Annotated in this window: 18 protein-coding genes; 9 read left to right on the forward strand and 9 right to left on the reverse strand. The window is 30.6% G+C overall.

Going from position 1 to position 23,654, the window contains the following annotated elements; translation table 11 throughout:
* Positions 1-48: 48 nt before the first annotated feature.
* Positions 49-744 carry a YjjG family noncanonical pyrimidine nucleotidase gene (locus tag J9309_RS03730; RefSeq protein WP_230477167.1) on the reverse strand — a complete coding sequence of 232 codons (696 nt, stop codon included), beginning with the start codon at positions 742-744 and terminating at the stop codon, positions 49-51.
* Between the two features lie 54 nt (positions 745-798).
* On the opposite strand from J9309_RS03730, the gene J9309_RS03735 reads away from it, so the two are divergent.
* The 4 genes from J9309_RS03735 to J9309_RS03750 are packed head-to-tail and all read left to right on the forward strand — an operon-like array spanning position 799 to position 5,244.
* On the forward strand, positions 799-2,064 hold the full coding sequence (locus J9309_RS03735) for a lipopolysaccharide biosynthesis protein (RefSeq protein WP_230477168.1): 1,266 nt from the start codon (positions 799-801) through the stop codon (positions 2,062-2,064).
* Positions 2,048-3,199 carry a glycosyltransferase family 4 protein gene (locus J9309_RS03740; RefSeq protein ID WP_230477169.1) on the forward strand — a complete coding sequence of 384 codons (1,152 nt, stop codon included), beginning with the start codon at positions 2,048-2,050 and terminating at the stop codon, positions 3,197-3,199. The genes J9309_RS03735 and J9309_RS03740 overlap by 17 nt, the downstream gene beginning before the upstream one ends.
* Positions 3,192-4,451, forward strand: a complete 1,260-nt coding sequence (locus J9309_RS03745; protein WP_230477170.1) for an oligosaccharide flippase family protein — start codon at positions 3,192-3,194, stop codon at positions 4,449-4,451. The genes J9309_RS03740 and J9309_RS03745 overlap by 8 nt, the downstream gene beginning before the upstream one ends.
* Positions 4,444-5,244 (forward strand): class I SAM-dependent methyltransferase, encoded by an 801-nt coding sequence (locus J9309_RS03750; protein ID WP_230477171.1) that lies wholly within the window; start codon positions 4,444-4,446, stop codon positions 5,242-5,244. The genes J9309_RS03745 and J9309_RS03750 overlap by 8 nt, the downstream gene beginning before the upstream one ends.
* Here J9309_RS03750 and J9309_RS03755 read toward each other — a convergent pair.
* From J9309_RS03755 to J9309_RS03770, 4 genes are all read right to left on the reverse strand, one after another.
* Complete coding sequence (locus J9309_RS03755) at positions 5,231-6,478, reverse strand: hypothetical protein (protein ID WP_230477172.1); 1,248 nt, start codon at positions 6,476-6,478, stop codon at positions 5,231-5,233. The two genes, J9309_RS03750 and J9309_RS03755, sit on opposite strands and share 14 nt — an antisense overlap.
* Before the next feature lie 33 nt (positions 6,479-6,511).
* Positions 6,512-7,654 carry a glycosyltransferase family 39 protein gene (locus J9309_RS03760; RefSeq protein ID WP_230477173.1) on the reverse strand — a complete coding sequence of 381 codons (1,143 nt, stop codon included), beginning with the start codon at positions 7,652-7,654 and terminating at the stop codon, positions 6,512-6,514.
* A 134-nt stretch (positions 7,655-7,788) separates the two neighbouring features.
* Positions 7,789-8,658 carry a hypothetical protein gene (locus tag J9309_RS03765; RefSeq protein ID WP_230477174.1) on the reverse strand — a complete coding sequence of 290 codons (870 nt, stop codon included), beginning with the start codon at positions 8,656-8,658 and terminating at the stop codon, positions 7,789-7,791.
* Entirely contained in the window at positions 8,651-9,883 is a 1,233-nt protein-coding gene (locus J9309_RS03770) for a polysaccharide deacetylase family protein (protein ID WP_230477175.1), read from the reverse strand. The genes J9309_RS03765 and J9309_RS03770 overlap by 8 nt, the downstream gene beginning before the upstream one ends.
* A gap of 122 nt (positions 9,884-10,005) precedes the next feature.
* On the opposite strand from J9309_RS03770, the gene recF reads away from it, so the two are divergent.
* Genes recF through J9309_RS03785 form a run of 3 tightly spaced genes read left to right on the forward strand, consistent with a single transcriptional unit; the run spans position 10,006 to position 12,353 of the window.
* Positions 10,006-11,085 (forward strand): DNA replication/repair protein RecF, encoded by a 1,080-nt coding sequence (recF, locus tag J9309_RS03775; RefSeq protein ID WP_230477176.1) that lies wholly within the window; start codon positions 10,006-10,008, stop codon positions 11,083-11,085.
* A complete protein-coding gene (locus tag J9309_RS03780; protein ID WP_230477177.1) occupies positions 11,082-11,384 on the forward strand; it encodes a DUF721 domain-containing protein in 303 nt (100 codons plus the stop codon). The genes recF and J9309_RS03780 overlap by 4 nt, the downstream gene beginning before the upstream one ends.
* Before the next feature lie 9 nt (positions 11,385-11,393).
* Entirely contained in the window at positions 11,394-12,353 is a 960-nt protein-coding gene (locus tag J9309_RS03785; RefSeq protein ID WP_230477178.1) for a YheT family hydrolase, read from the forward strand.
* Positions 12,354-12,420: 67 nt separating this feature from the next.
* Here the strand turns inward: J9309_RS03785 and J9309_RS03790 are convergent, their stop codons facing one another.
* The 4 genes from J9309_RS03790 to J9309_RS03805 form a co-directional block, all read right to left on the reverse strand.
* Positions 12,421-13,857: a RagB/SusD family nutrient uptake outer membrane protein gene (locus J9309_RS03790; RefSeq protein WP_230477179.1), complete on the reverse strand. Its 1,437-nt coding sequence runs from the start codon at positions 13,855-13,857 to the stop codon at positions 12,421-12,423.
* Positions 13,858-13,877: 20 nt separating this feature from the next.
* The gene (locus J9309_RS03795) at positions 13,878-16,982 is read right to left on the reverse strand and encodes a SusC/RagA family TonB-linked outer membrane protein (RefSeq protein ID WP_230477180.1); all 3,105 of its coding nucleotides are present in this window, start codon (positions 16,980-16,982) and stop codon (positions 13,878-13,880) included.
* 437 nt (positions 16,983-17,419) lie between these two features.
* Positions 17,420-18,811, reverse strand: a complete 1,392-nt coding sequence (locus J9309_RS03800) for a DUF5689 domain-containing protein (protein ID WP_230477181.1) — start codon at positions 18,809-18,811, stop codon at positions 17,420-17,422.
* Positions 18,812-18,844: 33 nt separating this feature from the next.
* Positions 18,845-21,562, reverse strand: coding sequence for a carboxypeptidase-like regulatory domain-containing protein (locus tag J9309_RS03805; RefSeq protein ID WP_230477182.1), 2,718 nt, complete (start codon positions 21,560-21,562; stop codon positions 18,845-18,847).
* Between the two features lie 76 nt (positions 21,563-21,638).
* On the opposite strand from J9309_RS03805, the gene J9309_RS03810 reads away from it, so the two are divergent.
* Together J9309_RS03810 and trpA are read left to right on the forward strand one after the other, a co-directional pair.
* The gene (locus tag J9309_RS03810; RefSeq protein ID WP_230477183.1) at positions 21,639-22,844 is read left to right on the forward strand and encodes an endonuclease/exonuclease/phosphatase family protein; all 1,206 of its coding nucleotides are present in this window, start codon (positions 21,639-21,641) and stop codon (positions 22,842-22,844) included.
* Positions 22,845-23,609 carry a tryptophan synthase subunit alpha gene (gene trpA / locus J9309_RS03815; protein WP_230477184.1) on the forward strand — a complete coding sequence of 255 codons (765 nt, stop codon included), beginning with the start codon at positions 22,845-22,847 and terminating at the stop codon, positions 23,607-23,609.
* Positions 23,610-23,654: the final 45 nt, after the last annotated feature.

Raw genomic sequence — 23,654 nt, forward strand, 5'->3', positions numbered from 1 at the left:
TTATTACCATTTATTTAAGTAAACATAACAGGCAAAATCAAAAACAATTTATAAGAATTTTCTTACTTCATCTAAATGTTTAATTGTCGGTACGTCGTCCATTTCAAAATTATCATCTAACCGATCGAAGAAAATAGCTGACATTCCAAATGCTTTTGCTCCAACAGCGTCAGCAATCCAATCATCACCAATATAAATTGATTCTTTTTTATTGGCTCCAGATTTTTCCATTGCATAGCTATAAATTCGCGGATCTGGCTTCAAAATTTGTATTTCATCAGCATAAGTTACTGTATCAAAATATCCATTTAAATCAGAAGTTTCAATCTTACGTTTTGAAACTTCAATAAATCCATTTGTTATAATATGTAATTTATATTTTGGCTTCAAATAATTTAACAATTCCATCGCACCATCAACTACTTCATTGTAATTTGTTATAGTTTCCATGTATTCGTCCTCAAAAATTCGAGCTAATGCATCGTTATCAATTCCTAAATTGTCAAAAGCTTCTTTAAAACGACGCGCGCGTAATTCTTCTTTTGTAATTTTTTTATCACGAATCAACGCCCAAAGCCCTTCGTTACTTTCGTGGTAATGTGGATGAAACTCTTCAAACGTAAAACCATATCGGTTTTCAACATCGTATTTTATATATAATTCAGCTAAAGCGAACCTTGCGTTTTTACGGAAATCCCATAAGGTATTGTCTAAGTCGAAAAAGACATGTTTAATCGTATTCATAGGTCGCAAAGTTAATGATTTATGATGTAGATTTGTGTTCAAGAAATTCTAAGATTGAAAAAGAGGTTAGAAAAATTTAAAACCAAGAATGCCAAAGGAGTGCTTTCCTTGTTGGCTGGAAATACAGTTGCTCAAATCATTATGATTTTAGGCGGATTTGTACTTGGTAGATGGTACGGACCGGAACATAACGGAACATACAATGTATTTTTAAGTTTTGTTGCGATACTTTCGATTTTGACAACCTTCCGATTAGAAAACATCTTCGTTATCTCAAAATCAACAAAAGCTATTCGAAATCTATTTTCTACGTTGTTGGTTATTACGTCTATTGCAACGTTAATTTTCTTTTTGGGATATGCGATTGCAGACGAAATTTTTACACTTAGAACTTCACTTTGGGTTGTTTTATTAAGTTCTGTTGCAGGATTGTTTACAGCTTGGTATAATTTACAAACTTCCTTATTTACAAAGTATCAATTATTTAATATCATCTCCCAAGGATTTATTATAAATGCTTTAATTTCAGTAGGTTTTCAGTTTTTATTTTACTTTTTAGGATACAAAGAAAACGGATTGATTTACGGAACTATAGTCGGAACTATTATTTCTTGTATTTATTTCTTTTCGATAACGAAAGGTCGATTAAAGAAACCAAAATTCAGTCTCTTTAAAAACACTGTTGCGAAGAACAAAGAAATTATAAAATACACTTTACCATCTGACTCATTAAATGCAATTGCAAATAATTTAATGCCGATTTTAATCGTGTTTTATTTCACAAAAATAGAAGTTGCATTTTTTGCAATGTCGGCTAAGATGTTAATTACACCTTTATTGATTTTATCTAATGCAATGTCTAAAGTTTTCTTTCAGAAATCTGCAAGTATGATGAATCATCAACCAGAAAAGTTATATGATCTTTCTTTAAAAGTTATCTTGTATAATGTTGGTGCAATTGCTGCATTTTTATTAGGAATGAATGTTATTGGCGTATACATTTTAGAATGGGTTTTAGGAGATGAATGGCATGGATTGAGTGTTTATGTATTTATATTATCATTTTGGATTTTGTGTCGAAGTGCGATGAATCCAATTTCTCAAATCGTAGTTGTTATTCGTAAAAATCATTACGCTTTATACTTCAATATTTATTTGGTTTTAATTACTATTTTTTCTGTAATAATCGGAGGTATAAGAAAAGATATGCTTACCACGTTATATGTATATTCTATCCTAGCTGGTATAGGATATTTAATTCAATTATATTTCGTTTTAAGAGAACTAAAACAACTTAAATTAAGTGGTAAAAAAGCGTAAACATATTTTATTTCTTACATCTTGGTATCCAGATCGAATTTTAATAGATAATGGTGATTTTATTCAACGCCATGCACAAGCTATAAGTTTACATCATGATGTTACGGTGGTTCACGCAATCAAAGATCCAAATTTAAAAGGTAAGAAATTCGAAATTGAATCTTCTGAACAAAAGGGTTTGAAAGAAATAATCGTTTATTTTAAACCTTCAAAAATAAGTGCATTTAATTTGTTGTTGATAATTCAAGCTTATTTAATCGGAACCAAATCTATTAAACCTTTTGATCTAATTCACCTAAACGTTGTATATCCCGCAGGATTAGTTGCTGTATATTTAAAATATAAATACAAGAAAAACCTCATTCTTACAGAGCATTGGACACAATTACATCCTGAAAATTTTAAAACTCTTGCAAAATATAAACAAACTGCAATCCGTCGAATTTTGGATTCTGTTGATTTGGTTTTGCCTGTTTCCAAACATTTAGGGGAATCGATTAAAAAAATTAATCCATCTATAAATTATAAAGTTATTCCTAACGTGGTTGATTTGTCGAAATTCACTCCTAGAAAGACTTTACCTACTGGAAGAATAAAATTCTTACATCTTTCTCATTTAGGCGATCAACATAAAAATATTTCAGGAATGTTGCATGTTGCAAAACAGCTAGCAAATGATGGTTACGAATTTGAATTCCAAATCGGTGGAAATGGCGATTTACAACCAATTCATGAATTCGTTAAAACCAATAATTTAGATAAATATATTTTCCCTTTTGGTCGACTTGAACATCATGAAGTGAATCAGAAAATGAATGATTCAGATTGTTTTGTACTATTTAGTCGATACGAAAATCAGCCTTGTGTACAAGCAGAAGCCTTTGCTTGTGGTTTACCAATTATTGCAACAAATGTTGGTGGGATCAATGAATATTTACCAAACAATTTCGGAATTCTTATCGATTCTGAAAACGAAAATCAATTGTATGATGCAATGAAAAGTGTAATCGAAGGAAAAGATTTTGCTGCACCTAAAGCTATGCACAATTACGCCAAAGAACATTTTTCTAAAGAAGAAATTTCGTTAGCTTACGATAAAATTTATAACGAGTTAAATTCTTCCAAACATGAATAGTTTAATCAATTTCTTAAAAGATTTTTTCAAGAATAAAGGATTATTCGTTTTTTCGGCTTTTATCGTTGAAAAGTTGGTTATGTTAATCAATACGATTTTCATCGTAAAAATGATTTCTCAGGAAGAATTTGGTCGTGTTACTTTAATTGCGTCCGTTTTAGCCTTCTTTATTCCATTAAGTGGATTCGGAACATTTTCTATGTTTTTAAAATTTGGTTCTGAACAAAAAACAGAAGAGGAAAAATTACAATTAAGTCAAGAAATTTTCAGGAAAGGACTTCGAAATCAATTCATTCTTGCGGTTGGATTTATAATCATTTCAAATCTATATTCACTAAAATTTGAACATTTAGGTTGGATTATCGCAATGTTTACCATTCGATTAATCGGTGTGTTTTTACAATCACATTTGACTATTTTTTTCCGAATAAATGGTCAAAATCAAAAATTTGCAACTGTAAATATTCTGGTTAATTTAATTGGTTTAGCGCTAACTTTTATGCTAACCTTTTACTTTGGAGTTTTCGGTTACATGATTTCTTTAGCGATTTCTCCGTTTATTAGTTTGTTTTTTTACACAAAAAATTTATTTCTACTCACAAGAAATACTGTACAAACTTTAGATTGGAAAAAAATGTGGCGTTATGGATGGGTTGAATCTGTTGCTTATTTTGCGTCAGAACTTTTATTCTCTATTGACATTGCAATGATTGCTTTGTTTATGACAGACAAAGACATTTCTTTATACAAAGTAGCCATCATCTTACCATTAAATTTATTGTTTATACCGTCTATGTTGTTCCAAACAGACATGCCTAGAATCATACAAAACAGCACAAATAAGACGTTTTTAAAACAATATATATTTAATTATTATCGATTATTTATTCCTCTTAGTATAATTATACTTGTTGGCAGCTTTTTTTTGAAAGAATGGTTAATAAAACTGTTTTTTAACAGCGATTATAGCGGCGGAAATATTACTTTTTTTATCGCTACATTAGCCGTTGTTGCAGCTATGTTAACACGTGTAATATTTATAAATCTAAATAGTGCAATTGGGAAAGCAAATTGGAACATTCGAATTTCGATACTTTCAATCATTTTATTAGTTATTTTCGATTTATTATTAATCCCAAAATATGGAATTGAAGGTGCTGCAACAGGATTAATGCTGACTTTTACAACAATTGGATTATATTCGGCTTATCTATTTAAAACATACTTAAACGCTCTAAAAACAAATGAATAAATTAAAAAAAATAGTGAAAGGAATTCAAATTTTATTGAAAAAACCTTCATTAATCAACCTATTGATTAACCAAAATGAAAATTGGAAAGATAAGACCTCTAATAGTTACCAAAATGGTTTTAATCAAGTTGCTTTAAACGAAATATTTCCACAATTTAATGGTGAATTAGATACGGTTGCTTTTTTAGATGGTGGATCTATGATAACCGATTTATTGCTTTTAAAAAACGCGTGTATTCAATTCGAAAATTGTAAATATTTTGAAATTGGAACGTGGCGAGGTGAAAGTATTATTAATCTTATCAACGTTGCGAAAGATTTAAATACATTGGATTTAGGAGCAAACGATTTTAAAAAATTTAATTTATCTCAAGCTTACGCTGATGCTCATGGATTTTTCATCAAAAATAATTCTAAAATCAAACAACATTTAGGTGATTCTACGCAATTTGATTTTGCTGGATTAGATCAAAAATTTGATGTTATTTTTATCGATGGAAATCACGAATATGATTTTGTAGTTTCAGACACTAAAAATGTTTTTAAACATTTGGTTCATGAAAATTCAATCGTAATTTGGCATGACTACGCCTATTCTCCAGAAAAAATTAGATATGAGATTTTGAATGCAATTTTAGATGGTACACCAACTGAAATGCATAAAAATTTATATCATGTTGAAAATACAATGTGCGCAATTTATCATCCAAAGAATTTTAAAACAAGATTGTGGCAGGAATACGAAAATCCAAGACGTACTTTTCGTGCAAATATTCAGCTTAATTCTTTGTAATTGAATTTGATGATTTATTCACAAAATTTGAAAATTCAGCTCCATTTGGTTGAGTTAATTTTCCATTTTTAGTGAATATAATTTTAGCGTTTTTACCAAAAGTTACTTTTGCTTGAGGTGGTAAAATTATTGGTTCAGTAATAGTCAAAATGACTTGATCTTCTAGTTTTAAATTAGAATAAAAACGCTGCTTTTTTGACCATGTTTCATTTTTATTGATAGAGAAAGTATTTCCTAAAAAAGAATCGTCTGTTACAAACTGAATCAGATTTGATTCACGTAAATTTTTATGTGCTTTAAGGATTTCTGTCGGTTGTAAATAATTACGAGCATGACCAGCAGCCTGCGACATAATGCTGTATTGACATTTGTTTACGCCGTGATATTCGTTACTATGCGACAAACCTAAAGTATGCCCCAATTCGTGAGCAGTACCAACTGCATCGCCTAAATGCCAATTACGAGTGTCATTCCAATTTGTTTTATGTTCTATCGGCGCCTGATAACGATGCCATAAATATTTTAAATATCGATTAGGAACATGAACGCTAGAAGTTCGCTCTAAATTAGTTGTAGAGGGAAATTGAGAAGCTTCAGTCCCAATTAAATGAAAGCCTTTACCTTTGGTTTTATTTAATTCATCAAAATTTTTCCCTTCCATAGTTAGGTAAAGAAATACACCTTTTGGGATTGACGAATCTGCAGATAATTTTTTATCCAAATTACTCAAATACCAATTTTCTGATGGCGATAATCCATTGTATTTTTTCGCAGCTAAATCGGCTCCACTATTCATGTAATCCCAAGCATAAGCATCTACCAATTCAATAAAATTAAATTTAAATCTGATTTTAGAATCGCTATAAAAATCTGTTCCTGTATAGCATCCACTAAAATCTTGCGGTTTTTTAAAATTGTTCCAATAGGTATTAATTTTATCAAAATATTCTGTCAATAATTGCTTTTCTTCAGCATTTTTTAGATCAAAATTTGTTTGATTTTTATTGTCACGCTTTAACACAAACACATTTACATTTAATGTGATTGGATTTAAGTCATTTGTGATTTTAAAATTATCTATTGTAGTTAGTTGTCCACCCTGATTTGAATTTGAAGTATTAGAAGGTGTCGTTGTATTTCCGCTTTGCTGATTTGGCATTGTTAAACCAATAGTTGGGTTAACAGCACATGAAATAAAACTAATTAGAATCGAAAAATAAACAAATAACTTCATATCAGATTGTTTATTACTAATTTAGTTAAAATATTACAATTTTTTAATTTCGTTTAAACTCATTTTATCAGAACGAATTTCAATAAATTCTTTAACTGATTGAAACATCCAATCAATATCTTTCCCTTCAGCTTCATTATTTAAATAAACCTCGATTAATCCTTTGTTATTGTTTAGCCAAGGAACCATGTAATAATTTAATCCGCCTTTGTATGCATTTTCAGTATGAAATTTATTCCCTAAACTTGTCATTAAAGCAATTTCTCTTGTCGAAAAATAATAAAAAGGAGTTGCTAAAATTGAAATAAAAACCAGTCTTTTAAACGCTTGATTTCTTAATGAAATATTTGCGACTCCGAAACATAAAATGATCATGTAACAGATGTTAAAATTCAAGAAAAAGACATAATTATCACTGACTGCATAAATTGTTGAAAAACAAAACACAGGAATACAAATAATTACCAAAAATAAAAAAATGTAATTCTTATATAAGGTTTTAAAAGGTAGAAAAAGCACCAATAAATTTAAAAACCAAAAGTTATAAGCCAAATAAAATATAGCTTTTGCGATATCTTTTGCAAAAGAAGAAATTGGCTTATTATAAGTATCAGAAACCCATGTTTGTGTAGATGAAGAAAGTACATTTTTTATACTTTCTTGATTCAAAATCGGGTAAATATATAAACTGCACAAAAACAAAACAGGTATTAAGAGACAAAATATTGTATGTTTTAGATTGTTAGAATTCTTGAAATTCACAAAACAAAGAAAAGCATAAGACGGAAGTAACAAAATCCCTTGAATATGACTATACAAGCTAATTCCTAAGATAACTCCTGCATAAATGAAAAATTTTTTATGTTGTTCTTTAAAATAACGAACAGAAAAATAAACGTAAGAAATAATCCACATCAGCGAAAACGTGTAAACTTCGACATTGGATGTATTTTTCCAAAAAGTAAATGAAAAACCAAAGGCTAAAGTTCCTAAAATTGCGATCCATTTTTCGTTGAAAATCTTCTCTATTGTTTTAAACAAAATTGCCAATACCAATACTGCACATAAAATATTTACCCATCTGCCTATTTCGATTGGATCTATAAATGGAACTATTTTATAGATTAAAACGGTAAAATTTTGATACAAAAAATGCGTTATCGAATATGTTTCCATGTTAAACTTATTGTTTTCTATATCCAAAATCTTTCCCAGAGAATCACCGAATGTTATTTTGCTAAAACTCGTAAATCTGTAAAGAATGATGAAAAAGATTGAAATTAAGAGTACGTAGAAATTCTTTTTCATTTTTAAAATTTAAGATTTTGATACACTTTTAAATATCTATTTTCAGCTCTGAAACTTGAATTAAATTCGTTAACACCTTTTATTGATGAACCTTCAAAATCTAATATCAATCCTTTTTTCGTGTATTTTTTTATCATAAAATCTACGATAAACGTATTAAAGTTTATTGAATAATTTATTCTTTTTGCATTACACAACTGAATTAATCGGTTGCCCGAAACAATGTAAAAAGAACTGGCTACAACTTTTCCTTCCTCAAGAATTGAAATTGTTTTACCTAAATTTCTGTTCTGAATTTCAATCACCAAAAGCTGTAATTTATCCAATGATAAATTGTTTTTAATTTCTTGATAATCTTCTTTCAATAACGCAATAAAACTCTGATCATTAGAAGATTCTACGATTGAAAATTGCTTTGGTAAACCTTTTCTAATTTCTTGTTTTCTATTCTTTCTTATAGTTGAAGTATAAGAATCATAATCGAAATTAAGACTTAAAATCTGATTTAATTTAGTCGCATTTTCTATTTCATAATCCAAGACATTTTGTTCGTTAAAACAGTAATACCTAACAATATTTGTTTGTAATATTTTCTGAAATTCTAAAAATAATTCTTTTGTAAAATTTTTTGAATGAAAAACACCTAATTGTTGGCAATATATGGGTTGAGAAATAAACTTAATGCCAATTTTTTTGACAAAAGGTAAAGGCATAATCGCTTCGTAATCATTCAAAATCAAACAATCCCATTGTTTATTGGTTAAAATATCCAAATACCAATGTTCTGCATAAATCATATAATTAATTGATTGCGCTAAACATCTTGTATATTTTTCAAGATCTAAATCTTTTCTTTTAATTCTTTTAATCATTAAAAAGGCTTTCGTAAACAATTTTCCAATCTGACCACTCGTCCTCAAAATTAGATTGATGAAACAAGGTTATAAAAGTTCCATTTACTTCTTTTACGTTATTTTTCAGATTTTTCAATTCAATTATTGCATCTTCAATTGTTAATTTCATATAATTTCGCAACGTAACATCCATTGCAACAAAAGGATACGTTATTAACATTGTTTGTTGATTTGTTGATAAATCAAACCATTTAAAAGGTGTTGATGTTCCAGCTCTAAAACCTGTTTTATGTGCAAATCCCATGGAGTAATCTTCCTTAATTCCATTTATTAACAACTGTTGATAAGTGTTTGGAAAGTTAAGTTTAATGAAATGCTGTCTTGAAATTAAAACCTTTTTATTCAGTATTTTTTCTAATCTTTTAATTTCTAAAGCTTGTGAACTTTCATTAAAATTTGAAATGTATGAAGGATGAATTCCTACTTTTGCCCATTGATTTGTTGCTTTAATTAAATCAGCTTGAGCTTGATTCTCCCAATTTAGATTTCGGTCAAATTCAGTTTTATCGCCTAAAAGCCAAAAGAAAATAGATTCAATTTTATATTTATCTGATAGTTGTTTGATGTAATTAAATTGATCATATGGATCCTTTATTTTATAACTTAGAACGTCTATTTGAGATTTTATTTCTTTAAAATTTCCTTTTAAAACCTTCTTTCCGATCGAGCCAATTGTTTCAAACCAAGGTTTGTTCAAATACTTCCAACTGAAATCTACATCATGTGTATTAATTTGCTTAAATTCTCTTTTATTAAACTGAAAATGTGGGTATTTTAATTGAATAATTTTCTGAATTTCTAAAACTATTAGATCAACAATTGGTTTAGAATAATCTAATTCGGAACCTAAAAATCGATTATGGTGATCAAATTGGTGCTGTTGTGCAATATATTCTTCATATCGACTCAACCAATAAAAACATTTACCAATTTCACTTAGTTGATTATAATTTACATCATCTCTAATTTCATTCTCCACTAAAATATCATCTATTTGGAAATTAATTTCATCCTCAAAAAAATGAGTTGAAAAATTTATTTTAGGCAAATCTGAATTTATAAATTCCGTAACATCAGTTGTAATTTTAAAATCAATACCCAAAAAATCACAACATATAAAATCGAAAATATACTCAATTCTATTGGTGTTTTTTTCAGTGTATATAAGGATAAATTGATTCAAAATCGTTCAAATTTGGTTCAAAAATAAAAGTAAACATAATTTACAATATTCCTTGAACTTCATTAGATTTTAGCTGCTAAAATCCAGAAATTATATCACTAAAAATATCGTAATTTTGCATTATGTATTTAAAAGAACTTAAAGCAAGACAATTCAAGAATTTTGAGGAAAAGAATTTCGAATTTTCACCAAAAATTAATGCATTTGTAGGACAAAATGGGAAAGGTAAAACCAATATTTTGGATGCTATCCATTATTTAGCTTTAAGTAAATCGTACCTGAATCATTCAGATGCGATGAATATTAAATTTGATTGTGAATATTTTACATTAGAAGGAACTTTTGATAAAAACGAAAAAGAAGACATTATTTTTTGTTTAGTACGTTCTGGACAAGCCAAACAATTGAAGCGAAATTCTAAATCTTATGATCGTATTTCTGAACATATTGGCCAATATCCTTTGGTGATGATTTCTCCTTACGACAGTGATTTAATCAAGGAAGGAAGTGAAGTTAGACGTAAATTTTTAGATAATATTATTTCACAATCAAATAAACAGTATTTAGCTGATTTGATGAGATACAATAAAGTATTAGTACAACGAAATACTCTTTTAAAATATTTTGCGGCTAACAATACTTTTGATGCGGTAACTTTAGAAATTTATGATGAAGAATTAATTCATTTAGGAAAAAAAATACATCAAGTTCGAAAAGAGTTTGTTTCAACTTTTCTAAATGCATTTTTAAAATATTACGCTGAAATTTCTGAAGGTCGTGAAATTGTAAATATAGAATATGTATCACAATTGAATGACGCACTATTTGAAGATGCTTTAAAACAAGCTTTGTTTAAAGATCGTGCGGCACAATATACAACTACTGGGATACATAAAGATGATTTACTTTTTACCATTACCAATTATCCAATAAAGAAATTTGGTTCTCAGGGGCAGCAAAAATCATATCTAATTGCATTAAAATTAGCGCAATTAGACGTTATAAAAAATGTTTTAAATGTTACTCCTATTTTATTATTGGATGATATTTTTGATAAATTAGACGAACATCGTGTCACTCAATTAATCAAATTGGTGAATGAAGAACGATTTGGTCAAATTTTTATTACTGATACTCACTCCGATCGTACAGAAAATATCATCAAACAAATTAATTCTGAAAGTAAAGTTTTCCGTTTATGAAAAAGTATGAAAAAAGACAAAATACACAATCAATAGGCGATGCTTTTAGCCATTTCATGCGCTTAAATGGTAAAGAAGAACTAATGTGGGAAGTAAAAGCAGAAGAAGCTTGGAAAACTGTAATGGGTAAATTTTTTGAGAAATATACTGAACGTGTTGAAGTAAGACAACGCGTATTATATGTAAAAATTAATTCGCCTGCTATGCGACAAGAATTAACTTACGGAAAATCTAAAATTATCGCAAACATCAATGAAGAAATTAAAAATAACTTCTTGATGGATGTCAAAATCTACTAAATAAACAATATGCCAATCATCGAAAAATCGACCTACAAAGCCGAAGGTTTTTGGCGAAAAAATGCCCATTTATCTACTATTCTTGGTACACGTTATAAAAAATATCCTGTACCAAATTATACACGAGAGAAAATTAAAACTGATGATGGCGATTTCTTAAATTTGGATTGGAGATTTCAGTCTGATAAAAAGAAATTGGTTATTCTTTTTCATGGTTTAGAAGGCGACTCTAAACGTACATATTTGAATACTTGCTCGGATTATTTCTATGATAAAGGATTTAATATTTTAGCTTGGAATCATCGCAGTTGTGGTGGTGAAATGAACCAAACTTTACGATTATATCATCATGGAGTAACTGACGATGCTAATCGTGTGATAGAAAAAGCTATAACCGAGGGCTTTGAAAACATTTATTTAATTGGTTATTCTATGGGCGGGGCTATTGTAGTAAATTATATGGGACAATATACTGTACCAGCAGCAATTAAAGCAGCCTGTGTGTTTTCTATTCCAATATCTTTAAAATCATGTTCGGAAACTTTAAAAGTGTTTCCAAACACCGTTTATTTAAACAATTTTAAAAAGACTTTGGTTCCAAAGTTTGAAGAAAAAGCCAAACAATTTCCTGGAAAATTAAATGAAGCGATGATTTCGAAAATTAAATCTTTCGATGAAATTGATGAATATTTTACCGCTCCATTGCATGGATATGAATCCAAAGAAGATTATTACCATAAAGCAAGTCCATCGACATTTTTAGATCATGTAAAAATTCCTACATTAATTGTAAATGCTGCAAACGATCCATTTTTGGGAGCAGAATGTTATCCAAAAGATCGTTTTAAACAATATCCGCACATTTTCTTTGAAGTACCAAAACATGGAGGACATTGTGCATTTCCGTTAAGAAATGAATCTAATTCTTGGTGTGAAATTCGTGCTTTTGAATTTTTTAATGATTATTAATCAATATTGATATAAATAAAAAATCCCCTCAAATGAGGGGATTTTTATTTTTATACTGTTTCCAAAATTATAATGGATTTTGAACAATATTTGGATTTGTATTGATCTCTGAAATTGGAATTTGGAAAGTAAATTTCGTAGAACCTGCTGGGTAATTTAATAACCCGTGAGAACCGTGGTTAGATCCTGTGTAAGTTCTATCTAAACCTTCATTCCAACGTTTCATGTCAAAGAATGTTGTTCCTTCACCCCACATCTCAACACGCTTGTTTAAACGAATTTCGTCTAATAAAGCTTGTCCAGAATTAGAAGATAATTGGTAAGCAGTATCACGAGTTGACATGATCTCAAATAAAACTTGTTTTGCTTGAGCTTCATTTCCTGATAATGCTAATGCTTCAGCCTCGTTAAAGTACATTTCAGCAGCACGCATGAATACGTAATCTCCTACGAAGAATGTAGCATCAACGAATTTGATATTTGCGTAAGCTGGTAAACCGTAAGAATTTCCTTCAGTTACGAACCAGTTGTTTTTACGAATATCTGTACTTGGTAAAGCATCATAGAAACGTTTGTCAATTCCTTTGTATACTTGTAATAAACCAGCGTAACCGTCGTTTAAGTTACCAATGTTAGAGAAGAAAGATGCGTACGATGTAGAAGTAGATCCATCGATATCACCTCCCCACATCCACTCTGGATTAGAAATATCATCAAATCCGTCTTTTAATTGAGCTTCGTTCATTGGTGCGTAACCTTGACGTGCAGCGTTTGCGTATTGTGCAGCAGCAGCATTGTTACCTGTTGTTAAGTATAATCTTGATAAGAAACCTGCAACAACGTTTTTAGAAATCATTTGCTTATTAGCTGGAGTATAGTTTTGTAATAACTCGTAAGCTTCTAATAAATCATTCTCGATGTTTTGGTAAACTACGTTTGTAGGTACACGGTTAGTATCGTATAATTCTTGGCTGTAGTAAGGAATACCTAAATCTCCGTTACCGTATAAACGAATTAAATCTAAATATGCCTGTGCACGCATAGCTAATGCTCTACCTTTTATTTGTAATACTGATTCATCATTAGCATCCGCAGGGATTAATGATAAAACGTTATTCATATTATAAATTACTTTATAATTGTATTTCCAAACCATTAAGTTTCTTGAGTTTGATTCTTGTCTTGCTACATACATGTAGTAAGAGTTGAACCAGTGTGAAGCTGTAGCAACGAAATCGTTTGTCATGTGGTCTAAACCTAATTTAACTGACATGTAACCGAAATCATCGTGAGCAGCAGCACCGTTTGTATTAAATTGAATTAAATACTTATTGTTACCAGATTCAGCACCTTCAACAATTGTTAAAGCTTTCTCTGGGAAATTTTTAATTACGTCTGATAATTGATCAGCAGAAACTGTTCCTTGAGCATCTTTATCTAAGAAATCGTCTGAACAGCTAACAAATAAAGCTGCTGATAAAATTGTTAAGATATATTTTTTCATAATTATTTTCTTTAAAAATGTTAGAATGCAAAGTTTACACCTGCAGAAATTGTTCTAATAGGAGAATACGTTGTATCAGAAATACCTGTATAACTCATTCTTGGATCGTATCCTTTACGTTTAGACCAAACCCAAACATTATCAGCTAAAGCATAAACTCTTAAAGCTGTTAATCCTAAATTATCAACTAATCCTTTTTTGAATGTATATCCTAAAGATATATTTTGTAAAGAAATATAATCAGATTTAATTAATCCTAAAGTAGAAGTGCTGTAGTATTGTTTAGCATTATCTGCTATAACTACTGGTAATGCAGCATTTCTATTTTCACTTGTCCATGTATTTGCATAATCATTGTGGAAAGTTTCACCACGACCACCGTCAAATAATGTCATGTATTGAGAATCGTAACCCCAACCACCTGCTTGGTAAGCGAAGTTAACTCCGAAATCAAGTCCTTTGTAATCCATGTTTAAACCGAATCCTCCGTAAACTTTAGCAACAGCATTTTTACCAATGAATTGTAATGTAGCTTCTGCGTGGTTTTCAGTGATTGTTTTCTCACCTGTAGTAGCATCAACTTTGTAGAATTGTGCAGCTCCAGTTTCTTGGTTTACTCCAGCATATTCTCTTAAGTACCAGCTGTACATAGACTCACCTTCTCTTAATAAGTAACTTCCTGAAACTACGTTGTTTTCTGGTAATTTAGTAATTTCATTTGTTAATGTAGTTACGTTAGCAAAAACACCTAATCTGAAATCTTTAGTTCTAATTACATCAGCATTAACTGTAACTTCGAAACCTCTGTTTTCCATGTCACCAATATTTTCTGGGTAAGATGAGAATCCTTCAGAAACATTTAATGGTCTCATGTATAACATATCTTGAGATTTTCTTAAGAAATACTCAGCATCAACTGTAACACGGCTGTTGAATAAAGCTAATTCAATACCAGCATTTAAGTTTGCGTTAGTTTCCCAAGTGATGTCTTTGTTTCCTTTAAACGTTTGGTTGTAAGAAATTGCAGTTTCACCAGCGTTAGTAGTTTGAACGATAGTATATAAATCCTTGTATGGGAAGTTATATCCTAAGTTATCATTTCCTTGTTCACCGTAAGATGCTTTTAATTTTAATTCGTTAATTACTTTCGAATTTTTTAAGAAAGCTTCTTGAGAAACACGCCATGCAGCACCAACTCCAAAGAAGTTACCCCATCTGTTATCTGGGTGGAAACGAGATGATCCATCACGACGAACATTCGCGTTGATGTAGTATTTGTTTCCGTAATCATAGTTAAAACGAGCGAAGAAACCTTCAGTTGCGTAAGGAGTACCGTTTCCTGTAGCATCACGTAATAACGCGTAGTGGTTTAAATATGGGCTATCAACTAATAAACCATTAGTAGAGTGCGCTTCTAAAAAGTCCACTTGGCGATCCATAGTTTCGTGTCCTAATAAAACATCGAAATTGTGATCGTTAATTCTTTTCTTATATGTTAATAACTGTTGTTGCGTAATAGAATAAGTGTTTTGCATAGAATTATATACACGCCCATTAACACCAACAGCATCTCCGTATAATGATGTATCTAAACTTTTCCAATCATTATTTGCAAACTCACCTGTTACAGAATAAGTAAAATCTAATCCTTCTAAGATATTAAATGTAGCATAAGTATTAGCAAAAACTTGGTTTACTCTACTTTTCTTAACATCATAAAGTGCAGTTGCATAAGGATTTTGCATACCTCCGTAAGGTCTTACGAATGGTGAGTAAACTCCTGTACCATCATCATAAGCTCTATCTCCGTTTGAAGTATAAACAGCATTTCCTTGTGCATCGTATGCATATAATGGATAAATTGGAGCGATGTTTCTAGTCCATTGGAATGGATTAGAGTAAGAAGTACCACCATCAAAACCATCAGGCATATTTCTTAATAATAAAGTATAAGCTAAGTTACCTCCTACTTTAATTCTATCTCCAATTTTGTTATCAACTTTTAAACGTCCTGTAAATTTCTCGAAAGTAGAATTTACCATGTAAGTATCATTCTTTTCGTAACCTACAGAGAAGAAGTAAGATGTATCATCTGTTGCTCCATTTGCACTAAAGTAAGTGTTTGTGTAGAAACCTCCATCTTTGAACATGAAATCTGCCCAATCTTCTTGGTATAAAATAGATGCATTAGAATTGAACTTACCATCAGCACCAATAATTGCGTTGTTAGCAACATTAGTTACATTGTAAGCTAATCCGTTAGATCCTGTAATTAAATTGTTTGATGCGAATGTGTGAGCATCAGCTTCTGAAGAACCATTGTGAATACTTGTGTTTTTAAGCATTCTGTGGTAATCCTCGTAGTAACCAGCAGCATTTTTAGAAATGTTGTATTCTGGAACACCACGCATTGCAACACCTGATTTTAAATCTAAAGTATAACGAGTTTTACCTTTTACACCTTTTTTAGTTGTAATGATAATAACCCCGTTAGCTCCACGATTTCCGTATAATGCAGCAGCAGAAGCGTCTTTTAAGAAAGAGATAGATTCAATATCTTGGTTATTAATACCTGATACATCTCCGTTGAATGGAACACCATCTACAACGTATAACGGAGCAGATGAACCATTGATAGATCCAATACCTCTGAAACGTACATTAGGTGCAGTTCCTGGTAAACCATTGTTAGAAACAATTTGAACCCCAGCAATTTTACCTGTCATACCTTGTACAACGTTACCAGAAGTAACTTTCGCTAATTCTTCTGATTTTACTTCACCTACAGAACCTGTTAAAGATTCTTTCGTTTGAGTACCATATGCTGTAACGATTACTTCTTGTAATGTTACGTCTTCTTCTGCGTATTTTACAACACCTAAGTTGTTAGATGTTACAGTAAATTCTTTACCGTTAATGATTAAAACGTCACCGATTTTAGCATCGATATCGAATTTTCCGTTTTCATCTGTGTAAGCAACTTTGTCAGTTCCTTTAACGACAACCTCTGCGTCCATTTCTGGAAAATTATTCGCGTCGTTAACCACACCTGTCACCTGAGCCATTGCTAAACCTCCTAATCCTAGGAAAGCAACAAAGCTAAGGGAAGTTAATGTTCTCCTCATAGTCTAATTTTTATAACACTTTGGACAAAACTCTAACTTTTTTTTAAGATAAACAAGACCTACAAAATATTTTTTCGTTTTTATACATATTTAACAATCAAATATTAAGTCATGTGATAAATCAATAAAAACATGAGTTATTTATTAATTTATTATTAAAATATAGTGAATTTTAAGGTTTAAATATTCTATGTTTGAATATAATTTTGAGAAATATTACTATTTCAGAATCATTATTATTAACTAATTTTAACAGATAAGTTGTAATCAGAATTATCATTGATATAAATATGCTTATAAAATAAAAACAATGATAATCAAGACCATATCCATTTAATCAATTTTAAAGCATTTTATGTACGAATTATTTATTTTTATAAATAAAAAAGAGACTCATATAGAGTCTCTTTTTTTTAAATATCATTGTAAGGATATCGTTATTCTATTGTAATATTATCAACTAATAAGTTGTAATTCGCATTATTTCCTACACGGAAAGCGATGAAATTACCATTAATGTTAGACGTATTAATATCAGTTAATCCTTCTAAATCTAATTGAACAACCTTCCATTCACCGTTTGTATTAATTGTTCCAGTATAACTGTTGTTACCTCCATTATTTTCAGTAACTAATTTATTATCTGTTAAAGAACCTACATTGAAAGAATAGTTAGTTCCATCATTTTTATATAAATAGATGTTTAACGATTTTGCAGCTGTACCTTTTACCCAGAAGTGTAATTTTGTTGGATTAGCTGGTAAATCTGTAACTGTTGGACGAGTTGTGAATACAAATCCATTTGCAGATCTTTGACCATCAATTAATAAAGCTCCAGATCCATTGATACCTTGTCCTGCTGCTTCTTTTACCATCGGATCATACGCAAAGTTATTTGCACTTGCTAAGAAATCAGCCCAGTTGTTAAAGTCTGCACCTAAGAATGGGAATTTCGCTGCTGATGTTGGTAATTCTGCTTGACCTGGCTCGAAACGGTCTTGATCAAATTTAACATCGTTTAAATCACGAATATATAATTGGTAACTTGAGTTATAGATAGATACTACTACTGTAATTTCTCCTGATTTAGTAGGTAAATTTTCACCAGCAAATGTTGCATATCCACTGTTACGTAAATCAACAACTTTACCTTTTCTATCGATTAATTGACGGTTTACAGTTGTTAAACCTACTGCATCACCATAAGTTACATCTTCAGTTGGATTTGCAAACTGAACGTTTTTAATCGTAACTAATGTATTAATGTTCTCTGGTTTTAAAGCTTCCGCGATTGTATTTACAACTTTTGGAGCTAAAGGCTCAACTGATTCACAAGTTTTCTTAACGTTTGTTGTAGCTAATGCAGATGGCATACGACCAACTCGTGTTTCATCATTTTGTACATAAGTTGTACCTAATTTAATCACACCTCTATCGTAACCTGCAACTAATCCTTTTAATTCAATTTGAATTTTTGAACCAATTGGATATTGTGTATATAAAGAATTTGCATCAATCTCTATCTGAATTCCATTTGTTGTAGGATTTGTTGGATGATCTTGTATAGAAATAGTTTTAAAGAAATTTCCTGTTTCGTCACTTGAAATTACATATCCTTCAATAACTGCATTTTCAAGATAAGGTCTTAAATTATTTGGCTCTGTAGAAGATTGTACATCTTCAATTAACTGAGGAATTGACATTGTAGTTGTTAAACCTGTACAATCCATTGGAGGAATCGAATATTCGTCATCCTGAACACAAGATTGTGTAAAAAATAGTCCACCTGTTAAGGCAAGAACTAATGATATTTTATTGAATTTATTCATTTTTATATTTTTTTAATCGTAAATAATACCTAATTAGAATCTTAAATAAACATTAAAGAAAAATGTTCTTCCTGCTCCGTAGAACATTCTAGGTCCAAATAATGTTTGTTGATGTTGATTAACCGCATTATCATAGTTACCTAAACGTAATTGCTCAAATCCACCTGTAACATAATTTTTGTTGTCTAACAAGTTGTTAACAGTTAAACTTGTACCTAAATAATACTGTCCAAAACGGAAAGTTTTACCAACATTAAGATTTAACATAAATTCATCAGATACACGTTCTTGTTTAAGTACTTCTCTTAAAGACTCTTCTGTAACTGTATTTTGTGTATTCGTAATAAAGTTCGTAGTTCTACGGTATGGCGCTACATCTAAGTAGTTATTTGTTAAATAATTACCAGAAACACCAACCCACCAAAATTTTGGATCACGATATTCAACACCTAAAGAGTAACCTGATTGAGGTCCTGATTGTAATTTATAATCTTTTAAATAAGCTGTACCATAGTTTTTGAAAGCTTCGCCTCCATCAACCATGAAATCATCAGAGAATAAGTAATAATTTGGATTGTTTGTGTAAGTGTATTGACCAACAGCTGCAGCTCCAGTCACTTTAATTGTTGGAGTAATTTGTGCTTCTATCGCAACCTCACCTCCAACGTATTGCTTATCTACACCAGTCATTATCTCAGCAACGAAATATTGCCCTTCACCACCATCAATGTATCCGAAACCTTTTTCAATTTCGTCTTCAATTTTTGTATAGTAACCTGTTGCTCTAGCTTTTACACGTGGCCCACGGTAAACGTAAGATAAATCAGTAGCTAAAATTTTAGCGTTAACAATTCCTTCTTCAACAGTAATATCGTGCAAACGTGCATTTGGGAAAACCTCATCAGCTGTAGGAGCTTCCGTAGAATATTGTCCGTTTAAAGAAATAAAGTTACGTCCATCTAATTTGAATAAGAAGTTTGATTTAACACCGAAGTTTAAGAAATCATAAGTTTTAGATTTCCCGAAAGAATTCTCACGATATAAACCGTTTAAGAATTTACCATCACGATAAAAATCTGTATAAGAAGTTTTCATACCAACTGTTAAGTCTAAGAAACTTCCTTTAATCTTTGATTGGAAATATAAATCAGCATAATTACGATTAATTTCGTAGTTATATTCGTGTCGATCACCAACTCTAGCTACGTAATCTTTATTATTTTCATCAAAATAATAATTATTGAAATCATCGTAGTTTAAAACGTAGTTACCTCCTAATAAATCTTCAACTTCACGGAATAATTCAGATTTTACATTTTGATACGTTGCAGCAACAACAATATCAATATTATCTGTTAATTCAGTTTTAAAGTTTGTGTAGAAAGAAGCTGTTTTATCTTCGTTTACATCATTTGTTAAGTAGTAAACAGAATGTTTATTAACATTTAAGTTTGCTTGATATAAACTATTCCAATTTAATTGAGAAGCCGAACCATTTAACCAGTTTTCTCTTTGTCTTTCAAATCCTTCTTGATCTTCGTTAAACAAATACCAACTAGGTAAATTACGGTAATAGTTTGGTGTTGCATTTGGTGCATTGTACCAATCTAAACGAGATCCTTGTTCGCGACCTGTTTGGTAAGAAACTGTAGTTAATAATTTCGATTTCTCGTTAATATTCCAATGGTGAGATAATTGGTAAACTGGCTCGTAAGTTTCTCTTACACGCTCATTACGTTTTTCACCATCTTGCCAACCCCAGAAAGAGTTGTAGTAAATCCCTTTCATATCCACCATTTCTTGCGTATTTGCAGATCCAGTAGAACGACGGTTAGGAGCACCGAAAGTAGTAAAATTTAATGTATGATTTTTATTAATTCTTTTTTCAACACCTAAGAAATATCCCCAAGAATCATGAAAAGTTCCTTCCACTAATCCTTCTTCAGCCCAACGACGAGAACCAGAGAACATAACTGCCCATCCGTTGTCCATTAATCCAGTGTTATAAGTTGCCATAACACGGTTTCTGTACGATCTGTTCGTTGCAGAATAAGATAAACTTACACCTTTTCTCATGGTAGAAGGACGAGTATCGAAGTTTGTAACTCCACCAATATCACCAAATGTATAAGTAGATGGTTCTAAAGCATAAGTTAATTCGTCTGGTCTTCTTGTTACATCATTAAGACCTCCCCAGTTGTTAAAAGTAGCACGACCATTATCAATTTTGTTCATACGAACACCATTAAAATGAACATCGTTATACTTATTGTCATATCCTCTTGGTCTAAACCAGTACGATCCTAATTCGAATGCTGCTACACGAGCGAAAACATCTCTAGAAGATTGTAATAATCCAGCACTTGAAGAAGTTGAAGATTCATCTGATGATAATTCATCATCGTTTAATGTGATTAAACCTACATCAACATTATTTGGGTTGTATGATAATAAAATTTCACCCAATTCAATTTCTTTTTGCCCTGCTACAGAAATTGTTTGCTCATAAGGATCAAATCCAACACCAAAAACTTGTAATTTATAAGTACCATCTGGCACATCTACAAATTGGAAGTATCCGATTCGGTCGGTTAGTACAGCATCATTAGACATACCGTCTAATCTTACCGTAAGATTGTAAACCTCTTCTCCAGTTGCAGAATTTTTTGCAGTACCCGTGATTTTAGTCTGAGCCTGCGCAACTCCAACGACTGCTGCGAAGAGAGAAATACTTAACAATAATTTATTCATTCAAAAGAATTTTTATTTATAAATTAGCCCTTTAAAAAAAGGACAACAAATTTAATAAAATCATAATTAATAATATATGTTCAAATTTAAGAAATCTTTAAGTTTTTTTCTATTAACTTTCTTATTTTTAACAGTAAACACTTCTGCGCAAACTAAATACGCTAGTGCAGCTGTTGGTTTTTACAATGTTGAAAATATTTTTGACACAATAGAATCTGCTGGTTATATAGATGGAACGTTAAAATTTAACGATCCAAACTATCATAAGTCAATTCCTGTTTCTGATATTTCTAAATACGATACCGTATCTTTTAAACAACAGTACACTTTTGAAAACATTGAAGGGAAAAAAATTATTCGTCCGTTAATTTTACAAGATGAATTTTTACCGAATGGAAAAAAAGTTTGGGGAAAAGAAAGATACACACAAAAAATTAATAACATTTCTTCTGTTATTGCAGATTTAGGTAAAGATGTAACTGGTAATGCTCCTGTAATTGTAGGTTTATCTGAAATTGAAAATCGTGAAGTTGTTATTGACATTACGAATTCTCCTGCATTAAAAAAATACAACTACGGTGTTGTACATTTTAATTCATTTGATGCTCGTGGAGTTGATGTTGCATTAATTTATCAGAAAGGTAGATTTGTTGTAACAGAAGCGGCTCCTCATCCTGTTTTCATTTTTGATAATGACGGAAAAAGAAAATACACACGTGATGTTTTACAAGTTACAGGTTTATTAGATGGTGAAGAAATTACTTTCTTAGTTAATCACTGGCCATCACGTAGTGGAGGTGAAAAAGTTTCAAGACCAAGCCGTATTGAAGCTGCTAAAGTTGCTAAAAATGTTATTGACGTTTTAAAAGCTAAAAACAAAGATGCAAAAGTAATTTTAATGGGTGATTTAAATGATGATCCTGTTGATCCAAGTGTGAAGGAGGTATTTAATCCAGCAGGTGATATCAATAATGTTCAGAAAGATGGGTATTACAATCCAATGATTCCATTATTTAAAAAAGGAATTGGAACGTTAGCTTACCGTGATTCTTGGAATTTATTTGATCAAATTATCACAACTGCTTCTTTAACTACAAAAGATAAAGATTATTCTACTTATAAAGTTTTTAAAACAGAAATCTACAACAAAGATTACTTAGTATCTAAAGAAGGTCAGTATAAAGGTTATCCAAACAGAATGTGGAGCGGCGATACTTACCGTGCAAATGGATACTCTGACCACTTCCCTGTATATACTATATTATTAAAATCAATAAAATAAATGAACGCATTAGATTTAAAACTTCAAGAAAAAAAGAAAAATCTAATCACGATATATACAACAGCGGGGTATCCAAATCTTTTGGATACCCCTGTTATTTTAAAACAATTACAAAATAACAAAGTTGATATTATCGAGGTTGGTATCCCCTATTCAGATCCGTTAGCCGATGGTCCAACTATCCAAGCGACAAGTGAAAAAGCTTTAGCAAACGGGATGAAATTAAATATACTTTTTGAGCAATTAAAAAGTGTGAAAGACGAAATTCATACACCAATAGTTTTAATGGGTTATTACAACCAATTATTAAAATATGGAGCAGAAGAGTTTTTAAAACAATGTAAGGATGCTGGTGTTTCTGGTTTAATTTTACCTGATATGCCTTTCCAAATTTATTTAGACCAACACAAGGAGCTATTTGAAAAATATGAACAACGTGTAGTATTCTTAATAACTCCACAAACTCCGGCAGATCGTATAAAAGAAATTAATGATGCGACAACAGGCTTCATTTATGTAGTTTCAAATTCTGCTACAACGGGTGCAACTGAAGCTAATTATAATGAAGATTTCTTAGCTCGATTAAAAGACTTAGGATTAACTAAACCTTATCAAATCGGATTTGGTATTTCTACGAAACAAGATGTAGAGAAAGCTTGGAAATATTCTAACGGAGCAATTATCGGAAGTGCTTTTTTAAGAACAATTTCAGAAACAGATAATATAACAGAATCGGTTGATTCATTTATCAATTCTATCAAATAAAAAAGGAGCTTTAATAAGCTCCTTTTTTTTGTTTTTTTATTATAT

The sequence above is a fragment of the Faecalibacter bovis genome (assembly GCF_017948305.1).
GTDB classification, from domain to species: domain Bacteria; phylum Bacteroidota; class Bacteroidia; order Flavobacteriales; family Weeksellaceae; genus Empedobacter; species Empedobacter bovis.